Source organism: Micromonospora sp. NPDC049903 (assembly GCF_044460945.1).
Lineage (GTDB): Bacteria > Actinomycetota > Actinomycetes > Mycobacteriales > Micromonosporaceae > Micromonospora.
Map to the genome: position 1 here is coordinate 15,550 of NZ_JBITKL010000029.1, position 19,044 is coordinate 34,593.

The window sequence follows — 19,044 nt, forward strand, 5'->3', positions numbered from 1 at the left end:
GGTACGGCGTCAGGCGTCGGGCTTGTCGCCCGGCTTGTCCTCCAGGTCCGCCGAGCCGGCCGACGTGGTCGGCTTGTGCGCCTCCTCGGTCGGGGTGGTCGGGGTCTCCGCCCGGTCGCCCTCCGCCGCCGCCTCGCCCTCCGCGCCGCCGTCGAGCAGGCCGGTCAGCGCTGCACCGGTGATCCGTCGGAAGGTACGCCCCACCCGGTTGCGGTCCAGGACCGCCACCTCCAGTTGGTCGGCGGCGATCGTCCGGGCGGCACCGCCCTCGCCACCGACGCTGCCCAGCGCCTGCACCGCCACCTTCACCGCCTCGCCGAGCGACATGTCCGGCCGGTGGTGGGACTTGAGCACCCCGGAGATGGCGTCGGACTGGCCGCCCATCGCCATCCGGCCCGGCTCGTCGGTCACCGAACCGTCATAGGTCAGGCGGTAGAGCGAGTCGTCCTCCGGCGTGGCACCCACCTCGGCGACGCAGATCTCCACCTCGAACGGCTTGGACTGCTCGGTGAAGATCGTGCCGAGGATCTGCGCGAACGTGTTGGCCAGCGCCAGGCCGGTGACGTCACGCCGGTCGTAGCTCAACCCGTTGAGGTCGGCCATCCGCACCCCGGCCCGGCGCAGGTTCTCGAACTCGTTGTAGCGACCGACGGCCGCGAAGCCGATCCGGTCGTAGATCTCGCCGACCTTGTGCAGGGTGCTGGAGAGGTTCTCCGCGACGAAGAGAACCCCACCGGCGTAGCTCAGGACCACCGCGCTGCGTCCCCGGGCGATGCCCTTGCGGGCCAGCTCGGAACGGTCGCGCATGATCTGTTCGGGCGAGGCGTAGAACTGCATGGCCACGGCGGCGGCTCTCCTTCGGGCGCTGTGCTGGGGGAACTGCGTTCAGGTGGGGGCGGGGACGGGCTCAGCCGCCCGGATTCTCCATCCGACCGGCGACCACGCTCTCACCGAGCGCCGCCGTCTCCGCGTCGGTCAGCCGGTACGTCCCCTCCGCCGTCGCGGTCATCACCACCGGGAAGATCCGCCGGGTCAGGTCGGGGCCACCGGTCGCGGTGTCGTCGTCGGCCGCGTCGTAGAGCGCCTCCACCGCCAGCCGGACCGCGTCGTCGACAGAGAGCCCGGGCCGGAACCGCTTCTTCAACGCCGACCGGGCGAACAGCGAACCCGAGCCGATCGCGTCGTAGCCGGTCTCCTCGTAGGGGCCACCGGTCACGTCGAAGCTGAAGATCCGCCCGGCCCGCGCCGGGTCCTTCGCCGCCAGGTCGAACCCGGCGAACAGCGGGATCACCGCCAGCCCCTGCATCGCCGCCCCGAGGTTGCCCCGGATCATCGCGGCGAGCCGGTTGGCCTTGCCGTCGAGCGAGAGCATGGCGCCCTCGATCTTCTCGTAATGCTCCAGCTCCACCTGGAACAGCCGCATCAGCTCGATGCCGATCCCGGCGGTCCCGGCGATCCCCACCAGCGAGTACGCGTCGGCGGGGTGGACCTTCTCGATGTCGCGCTGCGCGATCAGGTTGCCCATGGTGGCCCGCCGGTCGCCGGCCATCACCACACCGCCGTCGGCGACGATGGCGACGATCGTGGTGGCGTGCGGGGCCAGGTCGGCGGCCATGCCCGGCGGCAGCGGCCGACGGCCGGGCAGCAACTCGGGGGCCACCTTGCTCAGGAACGTGGTGAAGGAGGACGTCCCCGCGTTGGTGAACACATCTGGTAGACGCCCGGATGGATCAAAACCCGCTGCCACGTGGTTCCTCTCAGGTACGTGATGGCCCTGGCCAGCCTCGTAGGACTGTCCCGGAACTGGCCAAGACCACCGGTGCAGTTGAAGCAGATTATCCCGCGCACCCACCCGGTGCGATGATCGTGGTCCACAAGTTCCGGATCGGGTTCACCACAGACCGCGCAGCGGTTGCCGCAGGGCCGGAGAACCGGACACTAGTCCTATTCTCCGCCCTTCTGGACGTACCCCCTCACGAACTCCTCGGCGTTCTCCTCCAGGACGGAGTCGATCTCGTCGAGTAGATCGTCCACGTCCTCGGTGATCTCGGCGTGCCGCTCGGCGACCTCCGGGTTCGCCTCGACGGTGACGTCCTCGATCTCCTCACCCTGACGGGACTTGCCCGTCTGCGACTGACCGCCGCTGTCACGAGTGGCCACTGTTGCCTCCTCCACGATCGCCTGCGATGAACTTACCTCGCGGGAACGACGAAACGCCCGTCGCGCGCCGGTACCGGACCGGCGCGCGAGCACCGAACGAGAGCACGGCCGGTACGGCTCAGCCGCCGGTCAGCGTCTCCAGCAGGTCCTTGGCACTGGCACACTTGTCGAACAGCGCACCCACGTGCCGCCGGGTGCCCCGCTCCGGCTCCATCATCGGCACCCGGACCAGCGACTCCCGCCCGACGTCGAAGATCACCGAGTCCCAGCTGGCGGCGACCACCTCGGAGGCGTACTGCGCCAGGCAGCGGCCCCGGAAGTAGGCGCGGGTGTCCTCCGGCGGCTCGGTCATCGCGGCCTGCGTCTCGGCCTCGGGCAGCAGCGTCTTCATCGCCCCCCGGGAGACCAGGCGGTGGTAGAGCCCCTTCTCCGGACGGACGTCGGAGTACTGCAGGTCGACCAGTTGGAGCTTGTGCGAGCCCCACCCGAGCTTCTCCCGCTCCCGGTAGCCCTCCAACAGCCGCAGCTTGGCCACCCAGTCCAGCTCGTCGGCGCAGAGCATGACGTCGCGGCCGAGCCGGTCCAGCACGTTCTCCCACCGGTCCAGCACGTCGGTGGTCTGCTCGTCGACGTCGCTGCCGTACCGGTCCTCCACGAAGGCCCGCACCCGCTCCAGGTACGCCCACTGGACGTCCAACGCGGTCAACCGGCGGCCGTCGCGCAGCCGCATCCGGTGGGTCAGCGACGGATCGTGACTGACCGCGCGGAGTTCACCGACCGGGTCGGCGATGCCGAGGTCGGGGCCGAGCGCCTTCTCCTCGATCATCGTGAGGATCAGTGCGCTGGTGCCCACCTTGAGATAGGTGGAGATCTCCGACAGGTTGGCGTCGCCGATGATGACGTGCAGGCGGCGGTACTTGTCGGCGTCGGCGTGCGGCTCGTCCCGGGTGTTGATGATCGGCCGCTTGAGCGTCGTCTCCAGCCCTACCTCGACCTCGAAGAAGTCGGCCCGCTGCGAGATCTGGAAGCCGCTCTGGCCGCCGTCCTGCCCGATGCCGACGCGACCGGCGCCGCAGACGATCTGCCGGGTCACGAAGAACGGGGTCAGGTACGCCACGATGTCGGCGAAAGCGGTCTGCCGGCGCATGAGGTAGTTCTCGTGCGCACCATAGCTGGCGCCCTTGTTGTCGGTGTTGTTCTTGTAGAGGTGGATCGGCGCGCTGCCCGGGATGGTGGCCGCCCGGCGCGCCGCCTCGGCCATCACCCGCTCCCCCGCCTTGTCCCAGCGCACCAGGTCCCGAGGGTTGGTCACCTCCGGAGTGGAGTACTCCGGGTGCGCGTGGTCGACGTAGAGCCGGGCCCCGTTGGTGAGGATCACGTTGGCCAGCCCGAGGTCGTCGTCGGCGAGCGCCTCGGCTGGGTCGTACGCGGCCCCGGAGTAGGTGAAGCCACGGGCGTCCCGCAGCGGTGACTCCTCCTCGTAGTCCCACCGGGCCCGACCGCCCCGGTTCAGTTCCGGGCGGGCGCCGTAGGCGTTCACCACCTGGGAGGAGGTGACCATCGGGTTGGCACCGGCCTGACCGGGCACGGAAATGCCGTACTCGACCTCGGTGCCCATGATCCGTCTTACGCTCATCGACCTACCCGCTTCGCTTGCCCGACCGGTCCCCCGTCACGTCGAGCGTAGTCGCCGCTCGCGCACGCGGGGGCGTGCCGGTGGGGTCGGAACGCCGCGGGTCGCGCCGCTGCGCCCTCGGAGCGCTCGACGATCATGCGCTCGATGGTGGCCCGCTCGCGTGTCTCGGGCAGCGAACGCAGCGGTCTCCCGGCCCGCGAGCGCGCGCCGGAGTCGGTGGCCACCAGACGGATCCGGCCGGGGCGTCGCGTGCAGCATCTGCCAGGTCCGACCCGGTTCGACGACGATGAGGTGAGCGACAGGGCCTGAGCGACAGGGCCCGTGACAAAAGCGTCACGGGCCCCGGTGGCGCGACCGGTCAGAGGTACTGGCCGGTGTTGCTCGCGGTCTCGATGGAGCGACCGGCTTCGGCGCCCTTGCCGCCGGAGACGAGCGTGCGGATGTAGACGATCCGCTCGCCCTTCTTACCGGAGATGCGGGCCCAGTCGTCGGGGTTGGTGGTGTTGGGCAGGTCCTCGTTCTCGCGGAACTCGTCGACGCACGCGTCGAGCAGGTGCTGCAGGCGGAGTCCCTTGCGACCGGAGGTGAGGAACTCCTTGATGGCCATCTTCTTGCCACGGTCCACGATGTTCTGGATCATCGCGCCCGAGTTGAAGTCCTTGAAGTACAGGACCTCCTTGTCGCCGTTGGCGTAGGTGACCTCAAGGAAGCGGTTCTCCTCGGTCTCCGAGTACATCCGCAGCACCACCGCGTCGATCATCGCCGCGACGGTGGCCTGGGCGTCCTGACCGTGTTCGGCCAGGTCGTCCGCGGAGAGCGGCAGGCCGGAGAGGATGTACTTGGAGAAGATGTCCTTGGCCGCCTCGGCGTCCGGACGCTCGATCTTGATCTTCACGTCGAGCCGACCCGGCCGCAGGATCGCCGGGTCGATCATGTCCTCCCGGTTGGAGGCACCGATGACGATGACGTTCTCCAGGCCCTCGACACCGTCGATCTCGCTGAGGAGCTGCGGGACGATGGTGTTCTCCACGTCGGAGGAGACACCGGAGCCCCGGGTCCGGAAGATCGAGTCCATCTCGTCGAAGAAGACGATCACCGGAGTGCCCTCGCCGGCCTTCTCCCGCGCCCGCTGGAAGATCAGTCGGATGTGCCGCTCGGTCTCGCCGACGTACTTGTTGAGCAGCTCGGGACCCTTGATGTTGAGGAAGAAGCTGGTGTGCTTCTCCTCACCCCGCCGCTCGGCGATCTTCTTCGCCAACGAGTTGGCGACCGCCTTGGCGATGAGCGTCTTACCGCAGCCGGGCGGACCGTAGAGCAGGATGCCCTTCGGCGGCCGGAGCTGGTGCTCCCGGAACAGGTCGGCGTGCAGGAACGGGAGTTCCACCGCGTCCCTGATCTGCTCGATCTGGGACTGCAGGCCGCCGATGTCGGCGTAGTCGACGTCCGGCACCTCCTCCAGGACCAGTTCCTCGACCTCGCTCTTGGGAATCCGCTCGTACGCGTACGCCGAGCGGGGTTCGATCATGAGCGAGTCGCCGGCCCGGATCGCACTGCCGATCAGAGTCTCGGCCAGGTGCACGATCCGCTCCTCGTCGGAGTGCGAGACCACCAACGCCCGGTCACCCGGGACACCGTCGGGGCCCGCCAGCACCTCCTTGAGCATGACCACCTCGCCGACCCGCTCGAACCCGAACGCGTCGACGATGTTGAGTGCGTCGTTGAGCAGAACCTCCTGGCCGCGTCGCAGCTCACCCACGTCCAGCGAGGGTGAGACGGCCACGCGCAGTTTGCGCCCGCCGGTGAAGACGTCGACCGTGCCGTCCTCGTGCCGGGCCAGGAAGACGCCGTAGCCACTGGGGGGCTGGGCGAGACGGTCGATCTCCTCTTTGAGCGTCACGATCTGCGCGCGGGCCTCTTTCAAGGTGCCCACGAGCCGTTCGTTGTTCTCGGTCAGCCGCGCCAACTGCGCCTGGGTGGCCGCCAGCCGCTCTTCGAGCTGCCGGACGTGTCGGGGGCTTTCGGTCAACTTGCGCCGCACGAGAGCGAGTTCCTCTTGCAGGAACGCGACCTGCGTGGAGAGATCGTGGGCCTCCTTCTCCCACCGTGCGGCGCGCGAGTCCGCGTCGTCGCTGCGTGCCACGTCCCACCTCCCCGGGGGGCTCGAACGTTCTGCCCTAACACTAGCCGCTATGAGCCCGATTCGGTCCTCCGCAACGCGCCCGTCACCGAAGCTTGATCGCCAAGGGTGGGTAGCTGGGCGGGTACGGGCATTCGGGTACCGTCGTGGGGTGGGACGGGAGAACATGGGGGGTGCACCGGTGGTCGAGGTCGCGACCGACCAACTGCAGGTCTGGGTGGATCAGGACCTGTGCACGGGCGACGGGTTGTGCGTGCAGTACGCGCCGGACGTCTTCGAGTTCGACGTCGACGGCCTGGCCTACGTCAAGGGCCCCGACGGCGAACTCCAGCAGGCCCCGGGCGCCCGGGTGGACGTGCCGGAGCACCTGCGCCTCGAGGTGATCGACTCGGCGAAGGAGTGCCCGGGCGAGTGCATCCACGTCGTCCGCGGCAGCGACGGCGTCGAGGTGGCCGGCCCGGACGCCGAGGACTGACCGGCCCGGCCACGCCACGGTGACGGCCGGGCGACCGGCCGCTACAGCAGTGGCCGGCCGACCACCGAGGCGACCAGCCGGGCGAACTCCTCCAGCCGGGCGATCTGCCCGGCACCGCCGTCGTCGAGCGTCTTGCCGAACCGCAGCGCGTCGTGCCGGGGCCCACCGGCGGCCTCCTCGCTGGGCGGTGACTCGTCCAACGAGGTCAGCAGCAGGTAGACGTCGATGCTGTCGACCCGGATCTCACCGTTGTCGTGGCGGAACAGCCGACGTCGGCACCCCACCTCGGTGACCGAGGAGACCGGCACCACCCGCAGGGACGAGGTCATCGAACCGGGCGGGCCCTCCCCCGGTGGCACGTCCTCGCCGTGCCAGAGCACCAGCCGGCTGCCGTCGCAGACGACGACCTCCTGCCACACCCCGTTGACCTCGTTGACGAAGCGTTCCAGCGTGAAGCCGAGCACCGAGGCGCCGCGCAGCACGCCGCCGAGCGCCTCCAGGGCCACGTCGGGGTCCCGCAGGTAGGCGCGGGCCGCCGATTCGAGGTCGGTGTAGGGGGACCAGTCCGGAAAGACCGCCGGCAGGTCGCCACCGCCGAAACCGGGACGGCTCATGCCGTCACCCCACCCCGCCGGCCCGGACCGGAAACACCGGCCCGCGTCGACCCGCGTCGAGGATCAGCCCGTTCACTCCGCGCCGCCCCAATCCGCCGTCACGGCCTGTCCGTCTCCTGCGTCGTGTCGGGTTCGGCACCGTCGGTCGGTGCCTGTCGGGCCGCCTCCTCCGCCGCGCGCAGCGCCTGGCGCCGTTGTGCGTACGCCTCGCTGCCCTTGCTGGGCTTGCGTCGGCGGGGCGGGGCGGTGACTCCGGGGGCGAGCTTACGCGCGGAGACGAGGAAGGCGGTGTGGGCGATCATCCGGTGGTCGGGCCGGACCGCCAGCCCCTCGGCGTGCCAGTCCCGCACCAACGACTCCCAGGCCCGCGGCTCGGTCCAGCCACCCCGCTCGCGCAGCGCCTCGACCAGCTCGGACAACTGCGGGGTGGTGGCCACGTAGCCGATGAACACACCGCCGGGCAGCAGCGCCCGCTCGACCATGTCGAGGTTCTCCCACGGGGTCAGCATGTCCAGGATGATCCGGTCGAAGCCGGTCTCCGGGCATCCGGCCACCTCGCCCACGTGCAGGTGCCAGGCGGGGTGCGGCCCGTTGAAGAACGCCTCGACGTTACGCCGGGCAATCTGGGCGAAGTCGTCCCGCACCTCGTACGAGTGCAACTCGCCGGAGGCGCCCACGGCCCGCAGCAGCGAGCAGCTCAGCGCGCCGGAGCCGGCGCCCGCCTCCAGGACCTTCGCGCCCGGGAAGATGTCGCCCATGGCGACGATCTGCGCCGAGTCCTTGGGATAGATCACCTGCGCGCCGCGCGGCATCGACAGCACGTAGTCCGACAGCAGCGGCCGCAGCGCCAGGAAGGCGGTGCCCCCGCCGGAGGTGCTGACCACGCTGCCGTCGGGCAGGCCGATCAGCGCGTCGTGCGCGAGGATGCCCCGGTGGGTGTGGAACTCCTTGCCCGGCTCCAGGGTGATGGTGTGCATCCGGCCCTTCGGGTCGGTCAACTGCACCCGGTCACCGGGGCGGAACGGCCCGCGGTGCACGGCGGGCGGCTCCGCCCTCTCGGCGGGCAGTTCGGTGCCCGGGGTGGCCGGGCCGGCGGAGTGGGTCACGGTCACGTGTTCATCTTCCGGTGAGGTTCGAGCAGTCGCGCCAGATCCGCGATGTGCAGAATGCCGACGACATCTTCGCCTGCCGTCACGAGGTACTGCGCGGCCGGGTGGGCCTGCACCCCCTCCAGCACCCGTTCCCCGTCGGTCTCGACCGGCAGGGTGGGCAGGTCGGCGATGGAACGCGCCACCGCGTCGACGGCGATCCAGGGGCGGCGGGCCTCCGGCACGGCCGCTGCGGCGGCCGGGTCCACCACCGCCACCGGCCGGCCCGCCGAGTCGGTGACCAGCAGCGCCGCGCTCGACGCTCGCGCCCGGTCGTCGGGACCGACGGCGGTCGACGCTCCGACGTCCGCCGAGGTCACCCCGGTCGCGTGCGGCTCCACCGTCGCGGACCGCGGCGCCGCCGCCTCGGCGGCGCGACGCTGTGCCTCGGCGAGCGGGGTTCCGGTGGGTACGCCGAAGGTCGGTCGGGCCAGCCGGGCCAGGTCGACGAGGGGCAGCCGGCGGCCGATCCGGGACATCCGGATCGACTGCCCGGCACCGTGCCAGAGGGTGAGCGCGACCAGTGCCGTCAGCGGCAGGGCGAGCAGGCTCAGCACGTCCATCGCGTAGAGCACCGCCACCAGCAGCGCGGTGCCCACGGCGAGGATCCGGCCGGCCCAGCCGGCGATCTCGGTGGCGGCGTGCCGGTTGCGGGTGACCGCCCAGATCACCGCCCGCAGCGCCCGCCCGCCGTCCAGCGGCAGGCCGGGCAGGATGTTGAAGACCGCGACGATGATGTTGCTCGCCGCCAGTTGGAACGCCAGTTGGTCGGCCACGGTGCGGTCGGGCAGGACCAGCATGGCGGCGACGGCGATCACGCCGAGCACCGCGGAGACCGCCGGGCCGGCCAGCGAGACGTAGAGGTCCACCCGGGGGGACGGGGCCTCCCGGTCCATCTCGGTGTACCCGCCGAGCAGTTCCAGGGTGATCCCGCGCACGCCGATGCCGAACCGCCGGGCGGTCAGGGCGTGCCCGAGTTCGTGCAGGAGCACCGAGCCGAGCAGCGACACGACGAACCCGGCGCCGACCAGGTAACCGCCAATCGGGGAGAGTTGCAGGCGCTGGCCGGCCAGTTCGCCGTAGAGCACGATGATCAGCACGGCGAGCAGCAGGATCGAGGCGTTCAGATAGAGCGGCACCCCGAAGACCCGGCCCACCCGCATGCCGGTACGCCGGCCGGCGCGCGGTCGACTCCCTTGTTCCACCGGCCCGATGCTACGCGGCGGGAGATCACCTCCCGGTGCGGTGCCGGTGGTCCTGTCACACTCGTGCCCTAACCTTCCGGGCATGACGGCGGATCCGGTGATCACTCGACAGGCCCCGACTCCGACGCAACTGCCGGCGGCGGTGCGCGCCTCACTCTCGCCGTCGCGGGCGGCCGACTTCAAGACCTGCCCGCTGCTCTACCGCTTCCGCAGCATCGACCGCCTGCCCGAGCGGACCACCGTGGAGCAGGCCCGGGGCACGCTGGTGCACGCGGTGCTGGAGCGTCTGTTCGACCTGCCGTCGGCCGGGCGTACCCCGGAGGCGGCCGGTGACCTGGTGGCGCCGCAGTGGGACCGGTTGGTCACCGAGCAGCCGGAGTTGTCCGGGATCTTCGAGGGTGACGACCCGGCCGCCGTGACGCAGTTCCTGACCTCGGCGGCAGCGCTGCTGGAGGGCTACTTCACGGTGGAGGACCCGCGCCGCCTGGAGCCGGCCGAGCGGGAGAGCCTGATCTCGGCGGTGGTCGACGACGAGCTGTTGATCCGGGGCTACCTGGACCGGCTCGACGTCGCGCCGGACGGCGCGCTGCGGGTGGTCGACTACAAGACCGGCGGCGCACCGCGGGAGGCGTTCGAGGCCCGCGCCCTGTTCCAGCTCAAGTTCTATGCGCTGGTGCTCTGGCGGACCCGGGGCGTGGTGCCCAAGGTGCTGCGGCTGCTCTATCTCAAGGACGCCGAGGTGTGCGACTACGCGCCCGACGCCGAGGAGCTGGTGCGCTTCGAGCGCACCGTGGTGGCGTTGTGGCGGGCGATCGAGCAGGCCACCGCCAACCAGGACTTCCGTCCCCGGCCGAGCCGGCTCTGCGACTGGTGCAGCCACCAGGCCCTGTGCCCCACCTTCGGCGGCACCCCGCCGCCCTTTCCCGAGCAGGTGGCGGCGGCGGACCCGCTGCGCGACGCCCGGTCCCGTCCGGCAACTCCGGGCGCCGACGAGTAGGGACCTCTCCTCCCCAGGGAGGAGAGCAGGTCACCGCAGGAGACGATCTTTCGCCCGAACGGGCGGATAGCGTCGGAGCGTGGGTACGGATCCGAGGGACTGGCTGCGGCGGCACCCGCTGGCCGCCGACGGGCTGCTGGTGGTCGGGCTGGCGGTGGCGGAGGTCGTGCTCACCCTGCTGACGCCCCGGGACTTCTGGCCCCGGCCGCTCTTCGCCGCGCTGGGCTGGAGCCTGGTGTGCGCCGCGCCGGTGCTGGTGCGCCGGACGGCACCGTGGCCGGCGGTGCTGGCCGCACTGGCGACCCTGGCCCTGCCGCTCACGCTGGAGATCTCCCCGGCGACGCAGAGCTTCACCTTCGTGGTGCTCACCTACACGATGGCCGCGTACCGGCCGGTGCGCCCGGCGGTGGTCGCGGCGGTGGTGCTCTGGCTGCCGGTGGCGCTGGTGGCCACGCTGACGCCCTTCGAGGCCATGCCGCAGGTCAACTCCGCCTACCTGGTGGCGAACAACCTCCTGATCGGCATCGTGTCGTTCTCGGTGGGCCGCACGGTGCACGCCCGGCGGGCCAGCACCCAGGCGCTGCGGGAACGGGCCCGGATCGCCGAGGCCACCCAGCGCGCCCTGGCCGAGCAGGCGGTCGCCGACGAGCGGCGGCGCATCGCCCGGGAACTGCACGACGTGGTGGCCCACCACGTGAGCGTGATGGGCGTGCTGGCCACCGGGGTACGGCGGGTGCTGCGGCGTGACCCGGACGCCGCCGAGGAGGCGATCGGCACCATCGAGGAGACCAGCCGGGCCACCCTGCGGGAGCTGCGCCGGCTCCTCGACGTGCTGCGTACCGAGGCGGAGCCGGCGGCCGAGTTGTTCCCGCAGCCGGGGATCGCCGGCATCGAGGCGCTGGCCGAGCAGGTCCGCGAGGCGGGTCTGCCGGTGACGCTGACGGTGCGGGGCGCGCCCGCCGCGTTGGCGGAGGGCGAGGCGCTGACCGTGTACCGGATCGTGCAGGAGGCGCTGACGAACGCGCTCAAGCACGCCGGAACGGCCACCGCGCAGGTCCGGGTGAGCTTCGCCGACGACGCGGTGGAGGTCGAGGTCACCGACACCGGTCGGGGCCCGACGCCGGACACCGACCGGGTCGGGCACGGATTGGTCGGGATGCGGGAGCGGGTCGCCCTCTACGGTGGTGTCCTGCGCACCGGCGCTCGGCCGGGCGGTGGTTACCGGGTGCACGCGAGGATCCCGGTGGAGACCCTGTTGGACGCCGGGACGTCCAGGTGACGGCGAACGTGGAGGACGAGATGACCGAAGCGACGCCGTCGCGCCGACCGATCCGCATCCTGCTCGCCGACGACCAGCCGCTGCTGCGTACCGGCTTCCGGATGGTGCTCGGCGCGGAAACCGACCTGGACATCGTGGCCGAGGCCGGCGACGGCGCGGAGGCGGTGGACCTGTCCCGGCGGCTGCTTCCCGACGTGGTGCTGATGGACATCCGGATGCCCCGGATGGACGGGGTCACCGCGACCCGGGCCATCGTCGACGCGCGGCTGCCGGTCCGGGTGCTGATCCTGACCACCTTCGACCTCGACGAGTACGTGGTGGGCTCGCTGCGGGCCGGCGCGAGCGGCTTCCTGGCCAAGGACGTGCCGGCCGAGGACCTGGTCACCGCGATTCGTACGGTGGCCGCCGGCGACGCGGTGGTCGCCCCGCGCATCCTGCGGCGGCTGCTGGACCGCTTCGCCGAGGCCCTGCCCGACCCGGCGGCGACGCCCCCGAAGGGCCTCAACACGCTGACCGAGCGGGAGCGGGAGGTGCTGGTGCAGGTCGCCCGGGGGCTGTCCAACGCCGAGATCGCCCGGGCGCTGTCGGTGAGCGAGACCACCGTCAAGACCCACGTCGGGCACGTGCTGACCAAGCTCGGGCTGCGCGACCGGGTGCAGGCGGTGGTGTTGGCGTACGAGTCGGGTCTGGTCCGGCCCGGCGCGTAACGTTCGCGTTGCATTGGTCACCTACAGTGACCGCCGGTGGCGGAAACGGGTTGACCCTCACCCGGCGGCACCGTTCACGATGATCTCGCCCGGCCGCGAGGGGTGGCCGGGCGGCGCGGCGTCGGGGGCAACCCTGACGGCGCTTAGGGGGTACCCGCACCTGGAAATCCGCCTCGTCTCCGCCCGGAGTCGGACGGTTCCGCGTCGGGCAGCACAGAAGATGGACTCGTGCCGGACCAGCGGGGGCGGCGCGATTCGAGACCGACGGAGAGGTACGAGACGTGACCGCTACGACAGGCCAGTCGGCCCCGGCCGCAGCCCGGGCGAGCGATGTGTGGAAGGTGTACGGCAGCGGCGAGGCCCAGGTCGTCGCGCTACGGGGGGTCAGCGCCGAGTTCGAGCGTGGCCGGTTCACGGCCATCATGGGCCCGTCCGGGTCCGGCAAGTCGACGCTGATGCACTGCCTGGCGGGGCTGGACACGGTCACCCGGGGGACGGTGCACGTCGGCGACACGACGGTCACCGGTCTCGGTGACTCGGGCCTGACGAAGCTGCGCCGGGACAAGATCGGCTTCATCTTCCAGCAGTTCAACCTGCTGCCGACGCTGACCGCCAAGGAGAACATCCTGCTGCCGCTGTCGATCGCCGGCCGCAAGCCCGATCCGGCCTGGTACGACGTGGTGATCGACACGGTCGGCCTGCGGGACCGGCTGGACCACCGGCCGGCGCAGCTCTCCGGCGGTCAGCAGCAGCGGGTGGCGTGCGCCCGGGCGCTGGTGGCCCGTCCCGAGGTGATCTTCGCGGACGAGCCGACCGGCAACCTCGACTCGCGGGCCGGCGCGGAGGTGCTCAACTTCCTGCGCAACTCGGTGCGTGAGCACGGCCAGACCATCGTCATGGTGACCCACGACCCGACCGCCGCCGCGTACGCCGACCGGGTGGTGTTCCTCGCCGACGGTCAGATCGTCTCCGAGCTGATCGAGCCGACGGCCGACACGGTGCTGGACACGATGAAGAAGCTGGACACGCCCGCCGAGGTGGCCGGCTGATGTTCCGGGCGACTCTGAAGAGCCTGCTGGCGCGGAAGGTCCGGCTGGTCCTGTCCGGCCTGGCCGTGGTGCTCGGCGTCATGTTCGTCTCCGGTGCGTTCGTGCTCACCGACACGCTCGGGCGCACCTTCGACCAACTCTTCGCCGAGGCGTACGAGGAGGTCGACGTCAGTGTGTCGGCCAAGCCGAAGCTCGCGGTCAACGAGATGGAGGGCGAGCAGGTCCAGGCGCCCTTCCCGGCCGACACGGTGGAGACCGTCCGGGCGGTGCCGGGCGTGGCCGACGCCACCGGTGTGGTGGTCTCCGACGGCGCGCGGATGATCGGCAGCAACGGCAAGGTCGTCGCCTCGTTCGGTCCACCGCAGCTCGGTGGCAACTGGCTCGGCGAGAGCGACCTGGTGCGGTTGCGCGAGGGACGCGGGCCACAGGCCGACGACGAGATCGTGATCAACCAGTCGTTGGCGAACGCGGGCAAGGTCGCCGTCGGTGACCGGGTGGGCGTGCTCACCCTGAGCCCACGGCAGGACTTCACCATCGTCGGCGTCTTCGGCTACAGCGGTGACCGGGACTCCCTCGGTGGCGTCAACGAGGTCATGTTCACCACCCCGACGGCCCAACGGCTGATGCTCGGCGAGCCGGACGTGTTCAACAGCATCACGGTCACCTCCGCGTCGGGCGTCACCGACGACGCGTTGCGCGACAGCGTGGCCACGGCGCTCGGCGACGACTACGTGGTCAAGACCGGCGAGCAACTCTCCGCCGACGCCGCCGCCGGCCTGAAGGAGGGACTCACCTTCTTCAACCGGATCCTGCTCGGCTTCGCCGCGGTGGCGCTGCTGGTCGGCACGTTCCTCATCCTGAACACGTTCTCGATCATCGTGGCCCAGCGGACCCGCGAGTTGGCGTTGCTGCGGGCGGTGGGCGCCAGCGGCAAGCAGATCATCGGTTCGGTGGTGCTGGAGGCGATCGCCGTCGGCCTGATCGCCTCGGTACTCGGCCTGGCGGCCGGCTTCGGCGTCGGCGCGCTGCTGGCGTACCTGTTCAGCTCCGTCGCCGGTGGCCTGGAGTTGACCGGGCTGAGCATGCCCGCCTCGGCGGTGATCGGCGCGTTCTCGGTCGGCCTGGTGATCACGGTGCTGGCGGCGCTGTTGCCGGCGCTGCGGGCCGCCCGGATCCCGCCGATCGCGGCGATGCAGGACGTGGCCACCCCGGACCGCCCGCTCACCAAGATCACCATCGCCGGGGCGCTGGTGACCGGGATCGGTGCCGTCCTGCTCTTCCTCGGGCTGAACGGTCACGCGGGCGGCAACACCCTGGCCACCATCCTCGGCGGCGTGCTGTTCGCGTTCATCGGGGTGGCCCTGCTCACGCCGCTGATCAGCAAGCCGGTGGTGGCGGCGCTCGGCTCGGTCTTCGCCGGCTGGGTGCCGGGCAAGCTGGGCCGGCTCAACTCCGGCCGCAACCCGCGCCGCACCGCGATCACGGCCGCCGCGCTGATGGTCGGTATCGCGCTGGTCACCGGCATCACGGTGATCCTGGACTCGGCCAAGAGCAGCATCAGCGGCCTGGCCCGGGACAGCATCAAGGCCGAACTGGTGATCGCCGGGGCGCAGAGCGGGCCCCGTCCGCCCACCTTCGACCCGGCCGTACTGGAGGAGGCGAAGGCGATCCCCGGCGTACGCGTCGCCGACGGTCTCTACGGCGACCTGGCCATGGTCGACGACGAGCGCACCTTCGTCGGCGCGGTGACCGAGCCGGCCGCCCTGCGCCAGGTCTACAGCCTCAACGCCGCCGCCGGTGACATCGACCGGATCGGCGCGGGGCAGATGCTGGTCAGCGAGGAGACCGCGAAGGCACGGGGGCTGTCGGTCGGTTCGACGACGTCGGTGCAGTTGGCCCGGGGCGAGCCGAGCACGTACACGGTGACCGGCATCTTCGAGGACACTCCCCTGTTCACCGGCGTGCAGATGGTGCTGCCGACGGAGATCGCCCGCAACTTCACCGTGCCGCAGCCGAGCCAGGGATTCATCCAGCTCGAACCGGGCACGTCGGTCGCGGACGTCCAGCCGCGCATCGAGACGCTGCTGGCGGACAGCCCCGAGGTGTCGGTAGTCGACCTGAACGCCTTCGTGGAGCAGCAGGCCGGTCAGCTCGACACGTTGCTCACGATGATCCAGATCCTGCTGGCGCTGGCCATCGTGATCGCCGTACTCGGCATCATCAACACCCTGGCCCTGTCGGTGCTGGAGCGGACCCGCGAGCTGGGCCTGCTGCGCGCCATCGGCCTGCGGCGGTCGCAGACCATGGGCATGATCACCGTAGAGGCGGTGGTGATCTCGGTCTTCGGCGCGCTGCTCGGCGTGGTGGTCGGTACCGGCCTCGGTGCCGCGGTGGTCGAGGCGCTACGCAGCGAGGGCATCAACGAGCTGGTGCTGCCCTGGGGCCAGATGGGACTCTTCCTCGGTCTGGCCGCGATCATCGGTGTGGTCGCCGCCGTCCTGCCGGCGATCCGGGCCGCCCGGATCAACGTCCTGGGCGCGATCGCCCACGACTGAGCACGACATGCGGGCCCCGGCACCACAGAACTGTGGTGCCGGGGCCCGGTCGTTTCCGTGACGCGGGCGTCCGGCCCGGTCGTTTCCGTGACGCGGGCGTCCGGCCCGGTCGTTTCCGTGACGCGGGTGTCAGGCCCGCGATCGCACCAGCAGCGCGGCGAGCAGGTCCAGGTCCGCGGTGAGCAGGCTCTCCAGTTGGTGTACGCCGTCGCGAGGGCTCAGCGGCACCTCGGCCGGCACGGCCAGGACCGCCGCCCCGGCGGCGACCGCGCTGGCCACCCCGGTCGCCGAGTCCTCGATCGCCACACATTCGTCGATCGGTACGCCGAGCAGCCGCGCCGCCGTCAGGTACGGCTCCGGGTGCGGCTTGGTGGAGTCGACCTCGTCACCGCAGACCACCACGTCGAAGCTGTCCCGGCCGAGAGTGTCCAGGGCGATCTCGACCAGGGCACGGCCACTGGAGGTGACCAGCGCGGTCGGGATCCGGGCCTCCCGGACGGCGCCGAGCAGCGCCAGCGCGCCGGGACGCCACTGCAGGCCGGTGCGGAACAGCTCCAGGATTCGGGCGTTGATCCACTCGGCGCTCACCTGCGGATCCCGGTGCGGCTGCCTCAGGTCGTCGTGCAGGATACGCATCGAGTCGGCCATCCCGGTGCCGACGATCGCGCGACGGGCCTCGGCGGAGAGGGTGCCGCCGTAGCTCTCCGCGAGCTCCTGCAGGGCGACGTCCCACAACCGCTCGCTGTCGACCAGCGTGCCGTCCATGTCGAAGAGCACTGCGGCCGGTCGGGCGCTGCTCACCGGATCCTCCTCGGGTCGGGTACCCGGTCGATCCTTCCAGCCCGCCGGAACCGCCTGTCGCGCGACGCCCGACACGGTGACGTTCGTCAACCGAGATCGCAGGCGGCCAGGGAGCGCTCGTAACCCCGGAAGAACATCTCGGAGCGCTGTTCCGGGGTGCCGTGCGAGCCCTCGGCGAACCACGGCTGGCCGGGGTCGTCGCCGACGGCGAGCAGGCCCTCGTTGAACTCGTCCAGGTCACCCTCGTCGAGGGTCAGCGTGCCGGCGCGGACCGAGTCCCCGAGGTAGGCCCCGGCCATGCAGTCGGCCTGCAACTCCTGCTGGATGGTGAACTCGTAGCGGATGCCGAGCCGGGTCTGGACGCCGTGCGCGTACTCGTGCCCGAGCAGATAGAACACGAACGCGTCGCCGATCTGCCGGAACGCCCGGAACGACCAGTTGACGTCGTAGGCGATGTAGTCGCTGACGGTGCAGTAGACCGCGTTGTTACGGGGCACCTCCTGCCCGCCGCAGGAGATCTCACCGTCCCGCTCGTACGGGATGATGCGGCGGATCGGCTGGAACGACCGGCCGGAGGCCCGGAAGTACTCGGCCCAGTACCGTTCGGCGAGGCGCGTGGCGTCGGCCATGTCCTGCTCGAACTCCTCGACCGTGTCGGTGCCGTCGGCCCGGGTCACCTCGGTGCTCGGCGACGCCGGTGCCGGTGGCTCGGCGGGCCCGGTCGGTGCGCCCACCGGCTCCACCATGCACGCGGTGGCCGCCACCAGCGCCACCGCCAGACCGGCGAGCCTCCCCCGGCTTCGCTGCCCCGCACCTACCCGCACCCTGTGCCTCCCGCCTCGACGCCGGACCAGTACCCCGACGGTAGGACCGTCACGCCCGTCACCGTCTGGTACGCCGTACCGGCCGGTCCGGTTCACCGGCGCACCGTCCACCTGATCCTTTCCGCCGTGCGCGACGTGCCCCTCAGGGCTGGCGGCGTGGCTGCCGCAGGGCTGGGCCGCAGGGCTGGGCCGCAGGGACTTTCGGTCTGGCCTCAGGGACTCGCGTCTCGTCCGCAGGGCCGGCGACCTGGCCTCAGGGGCTGGCGGCGAGGAAGACGAAGGCGGCCAGGAGTACCAGGTGCACCCCGCCCTGTAGGAGGGTGGCCCGACCCGGCACCACGGTCAGCACGCCGGTGACCACGGTCAGCGCGAGCAGCGTCACCTGGGTACCACCCAGGCCGAGCAACAGCGGCCCCTCCAGCCAGATCGAGGCGATGGCGATCGCCGGGATGGTCAGCCCGATGCTGGCCATCGCCGAGCCGAGCGCGAGGTTCAGGCTGATCTGCACCCGGTCCCGGCGGGCCGCGCGGGCGGCGGCGAGCGTCTCCGGCAGCAGCACCAGCAACGCGATGATGACGCCGACGAACGCCGGCGGCAGGTTCACCGCGGCCACACCCGCCTCGATCGCCGGAGAGACCGACTTGGCGTCGCCGACCACGGCCACCAGGGCGACCAGCAGCAGCCCGAGGCTCGCCATGGCCTCTCGGGTCGACGGCGGGTCGGCGTGCGCCTCCTCCGGCAGCACCTCCCCCTCGCTGCCGACGGGCAGGAAGTAGTCCCGGTGGCGACCGGTCTGCACCATCACGAACAGCGCGTAGAGCGCGAGCGACACCACCGCCGCGAAGGTGAGCTGGGCCGGGCTGAACTGCGGGCCGGCGCGGCCGATGGTGAACGTCGGCACCACCAGGCACAGCGTGGCGAGGGTGGCCACGGTGGCCAGCGCGCCGCCGGTTCCCTCCGGATTGAACACGGCCAGCCGGCGGCGCAGCGCGCCGATGAGCAGCGACAGGCCGAGGATGCCGTTGCACGTGATCATCACGGCGGCGAAGACGGTGTCCCGGGCCAGCGACTCGGTCTTCTCCCCGCCGCTGATCATCAGCGTGACGATCAGCGCCACCTCGATGACGGTGACGGCCACCGCCAGCACCAACGACCCGTACGGCTCGCCGACCTTGTGCGCGACCACCTCGGCGTGGTGCACGGCCGCCAGCACCGCGCCGGCCAGGAAGAGCGCCACCACGATGACCATCACGCCGGTGAGCTTGCGGTCCCAGGTCAGCCCCAGCACCAGCAGCGCGGCGATGGGCACCGAGACGGTCCAGGTGGTCATGGCGCGGCGCAACGCGGGCATGATCTGGATCCTGCCAGCATTAATGATCATGAGCGGCGAACCGGCGAAGACTCCCCCGACCGCGCTCGGCCCTGACGTTAGGAAGGGACCCTTCCTATACCGGAGG

The 19,044-nt window shown here is 71.2% G+C and carries 18 protein-coding genes; 6 read left to right on the plus strand and 12 right to left on the minus strand.

Annotated features, from left to right (window positions below; genetic code table 11):
• Positions 1-9: 9 nt before the first annotated feature.
• The 6 genes from prcA to arc form a co-directional block, all read right to left on the minus strand.
• Entirely contained in the window at positions 10-843 is an 834-nt protein-coding gene (gene prcA, locus ACIBO1_RS28170; protein WP_396751657.1) for a proteasome subunit alpha, read from the minus strand.
• A gap of 64 nt (positions 844-907) precedes the next feature.
• Positions 908-1,747 carry a proteasome subunit beta gene (gene prcB / locus ACIBO1_RS28175; protein ID WP_396751659.1) on the minus strand — a complete coding sequence of 280 codons (840 nt, stop codon included), beginning with the start codon at positions 1,745-1,747 and terminating at the stop codon, positions 908-910.
• A complete protein-coding gene (locus ACIBO1_RS28180) occupies positions 1,666-1,875 on the minus strand; it encodes an endonuclease domain-containing protein (RefSeq protein ID WP_350694810.1) in 210 nt (69 codons plus the stop codon). The genes prcB and ACIBO1_RS28180 overlap by 82 nt, the downstream gene beginning before the upstream one ends.
• Positions 1,876-1,944: 69 nt before the next feature.
• Entirely contained in the window at positions 1,945-2,160 is a 216-nt protein-coding gene (locus ACIBO1_RS28185) for a ubiquitin-like protein Pup (RefSeq protein WP_111218203.1), read from the minus strand.
• 118 nt (positions 2,161-2,278) lie between these two features.
• On the minus strand, positions 2,279-3,796 hold the full coding sequence (gene dop, locus ACIBO1_RS28190) for a depupylase/deamidase Dop (RefSeq protein WP_350694812.1): 1,518 nt from the start codon (positions 3,794-3,796) through the stop codon (positions 2,279-2,281).
• Positions 3,797-4,154: 358 nt separating this feature from the next.
• Positions 4,155-5,936: a proteasome ATPase gene (gene arc, locus ACIBO1_RS28195; protein WP_396751662.1), complete on the minus strand. Its 1,782-nt coding sequence runs from the start codon at positions 5,934-5,936 to the stop codon at positions 4,155-4,157.
• 178 nt (positions 5,937-6,114) lie between these two features.
• Between arc and ACIBO1_RS28200 the strand changes: the two genes are divergently transcribed.
• Positions 6,115-6,408, plus strand: a complete 294-nt coding sequence (locus ACIBO1_RS28200; RefSeq protein ID WP_350694950.1) for a ferredoxin — start codon at positions 6,115-6,117, stop codon at positions 6,406-6,408.
• Between the two features lie 41 nt (positions 6,409-6,449).
• Here ACIBO1_RS28200 and ACIBO1_RS28205 read toward each other — a convergent pair whose 3' ends face one another.
• From ACIBO1_RS28205 to ACIBO1_RS28215, 3 genes are all read right to left on the minus strand, one after another.
• Complete coding sequence (locus ACIBO1_RS28205) at positions 6,450-7,022, minus strand: hypothetical protein (RefSeq protein ID WP_117227855.1); 573 nt, start codon at positions 7,020-7,022, stop codon at positions 6,450-6,452.
• Positions 7,023-7,120: 98 nt separating this feature from the next.
• Entirely contained in the window at positions 7,121-8,089 is a 969-nt protein-coding gene (locus tag ACIBO1_RS28210) for a tRNA (adenine-N1)-methyltransferase (protein ID WP_396751714.1), read from the minus strand.
• A gap of 41 nt (positions 8,090-8,130) precedes the next feature.
• On the minus strand, positions 8,131-9,333 hold the full coding sequence (locus ACIBO1_RS28215) for a site-2 protease family protein (protein ID WP_396751716.1): 1,203 nt from the start codon (positions 9,331-9,333) through the stop codon (positions 8,131-8,133).
• A gap of 124 nt (positions 9,334-9,457) precedes the next feature.
• Here ACIBO1_RS28215 and ACIBO1_RS28220 point away from each other — a divergent pair, with 124 nt between their 5' ends.
• The 5 genes from ACIBO1_RS28220 (at position 9,458) to ACIBO1_RS28240 (ending at position 15,962) form a co-directional block, all read left to right on the plus strand.
• Complete coding sequence (locus ACIBO1_RS28220) at positions 9,458-10,372, plus strand: RecB family exonuclease (protein ID WP_396751664.1); 915 nt, start codon at positions 9,458-9,460, stop codon at positions 10,370-10,372.
• Positions 10,373-10,451: 79 nt separating this feature from the next.
• A complete protein-coding gene (locus tag ACIBO1_RS28225; protein WP_396751666.1) occupies positions 10,452-11,651 on the plus strand; it encodes a sensor histidine kinase in 1,200 nt (399 codons plus the stop codon).
• A gap of 20 nt (positions 11,652-11,671) precedes the next feature.
• Positions 11,672-12,358, plus strand: a complete 687-nt coding sequence (locus tag ACIBO1_RS28230) for a response regulator (RefSeq protein ID WP_396751668.1) — start codon at positions 11,672-11,674, stop codon at positions 12,356-12,358.
• A 281-nt stretch (positions 12,359-12,639) separates the two neighbouring features.
• A complete protein-coding gene (locus ACIBO1_RS28235; protein ID WP_396693700.1) occupies positions 12,640-13,407 on the plus strand; it encodes an ABC transporter ATP-binding protein in 768 nt (255 codons plus the stop codon).
• Entirely contained in the window at positions 13,407-15,962 is a 2,556-nt protein-coding gene (locus ACIBO1_RS28240; protein WP_396751670.1) for an ABC transporter permease, read from the plus strand. The genes ACIBO1_RS28235 and ACIBO1_RS28240 overlap by 1 nt, the downstream gene beginning before the upstream one ends.
• 129 nt (positions 15,963-16,091) lie before the next feature.
• Here the strand turns inward: ACIBO1_RS28240 and ACIBO1_RS28245 are convergent, their stop codons facing one another.
• The 3 genes from ACIBO1_RS28245 to ACIBO1_RS28255 form a co-directional block, all read right to left on the minus strand.
• Complete coding sequence (locus ACIBO1_RS28245; protein WP_396751718.1) at positions 16,092-16,739, minus strand: HAD family hydrolase; 648 nt, start codon at positions 16,737-16,739, stop codon at positions 16,092-16,094.
• A 110-nt stretch (positions 16,740-16,849) separates the two neighbouring features.
• The gene (locus tag ACIBO1_RS28250) at positions 16,850-17,587 is read right to left on the minus strand and encodes a neutral zinc metallopeptidase (RefSeq protein ID WP_396751672.1); all 738 of its coding nucleotides are present in this window, start codon (positions 17,585-17,587) and stop codon (positions 16,850-16,852) included.
• Positions 17,588-17,840: 253 nt separating this feature from the next.
• Complete coding sequence (locus ACIBO1_RS28255; RefSeq protein WP_396751674.1) at positions 17,841-18,938, minus strand: calcium:proton antiporter; 1,098 nt, start codon at positions 18,936-18,938, stop codon at positions 17,841-17,843.
• Between the last annotated feature and the right edge of the window lie 106 nt (positions 18,939-19,044).

Bases quoted from the DNA above. Each gene is read 5' to 3' on its own strand.
- dop (WP_350694812.1), bottom strand. From the start codon at position 3,796: ATGAGCGTAAGACGGATCATGGGCACCGAGGTCGAGTACGGCATTTCC.
- ACIBO1_RS28205 (WP_117227855.1), bottom strand. From the start codon at position 7,022: ATGAGCCGTCCCGGTTTCGGCGGTGGCGACCTGCCGGCGGTCTTTCCG.
- ACIBO1_RS28215 (WP_396751716.1), bottom strand. From the start codon at position 9,333: ATGCGGGTGGGCCGGGTCTTCGGGGTGCCGCTCTATCTGAACGCCTCG.
- ACIBO1_RS28220 (WP_396751664.1), top strand. From the start codon at position 9,458: ATGACGGCGGATCCGGTGATCACTCGACAGGCCCCGACTCCGACGCAA.
- ACIBO1_RS28230 (WP_396751668.1), top strand. From the start codon at position 11,672: ATGACCGAAGCGACGCCGTCGCGCCGACCGATCCGCATCCTGCTCGCC.
- ACIBO1_RS28240 (WP_396751670.1), top strand. From the start codon at position 13,407: ATGTTCCGGGCGACTCTGAAGAGCCTGCTGGCGCGGAAGGTCCGGCTG.
- ACIBO1_RS28255 (WP_396751674.1), bottom strand. From the start codon at position 18,938: ATGCCCGCGTTGCGCCGCGCCATGACCACCTGGACCGTCTCGGTGCCC.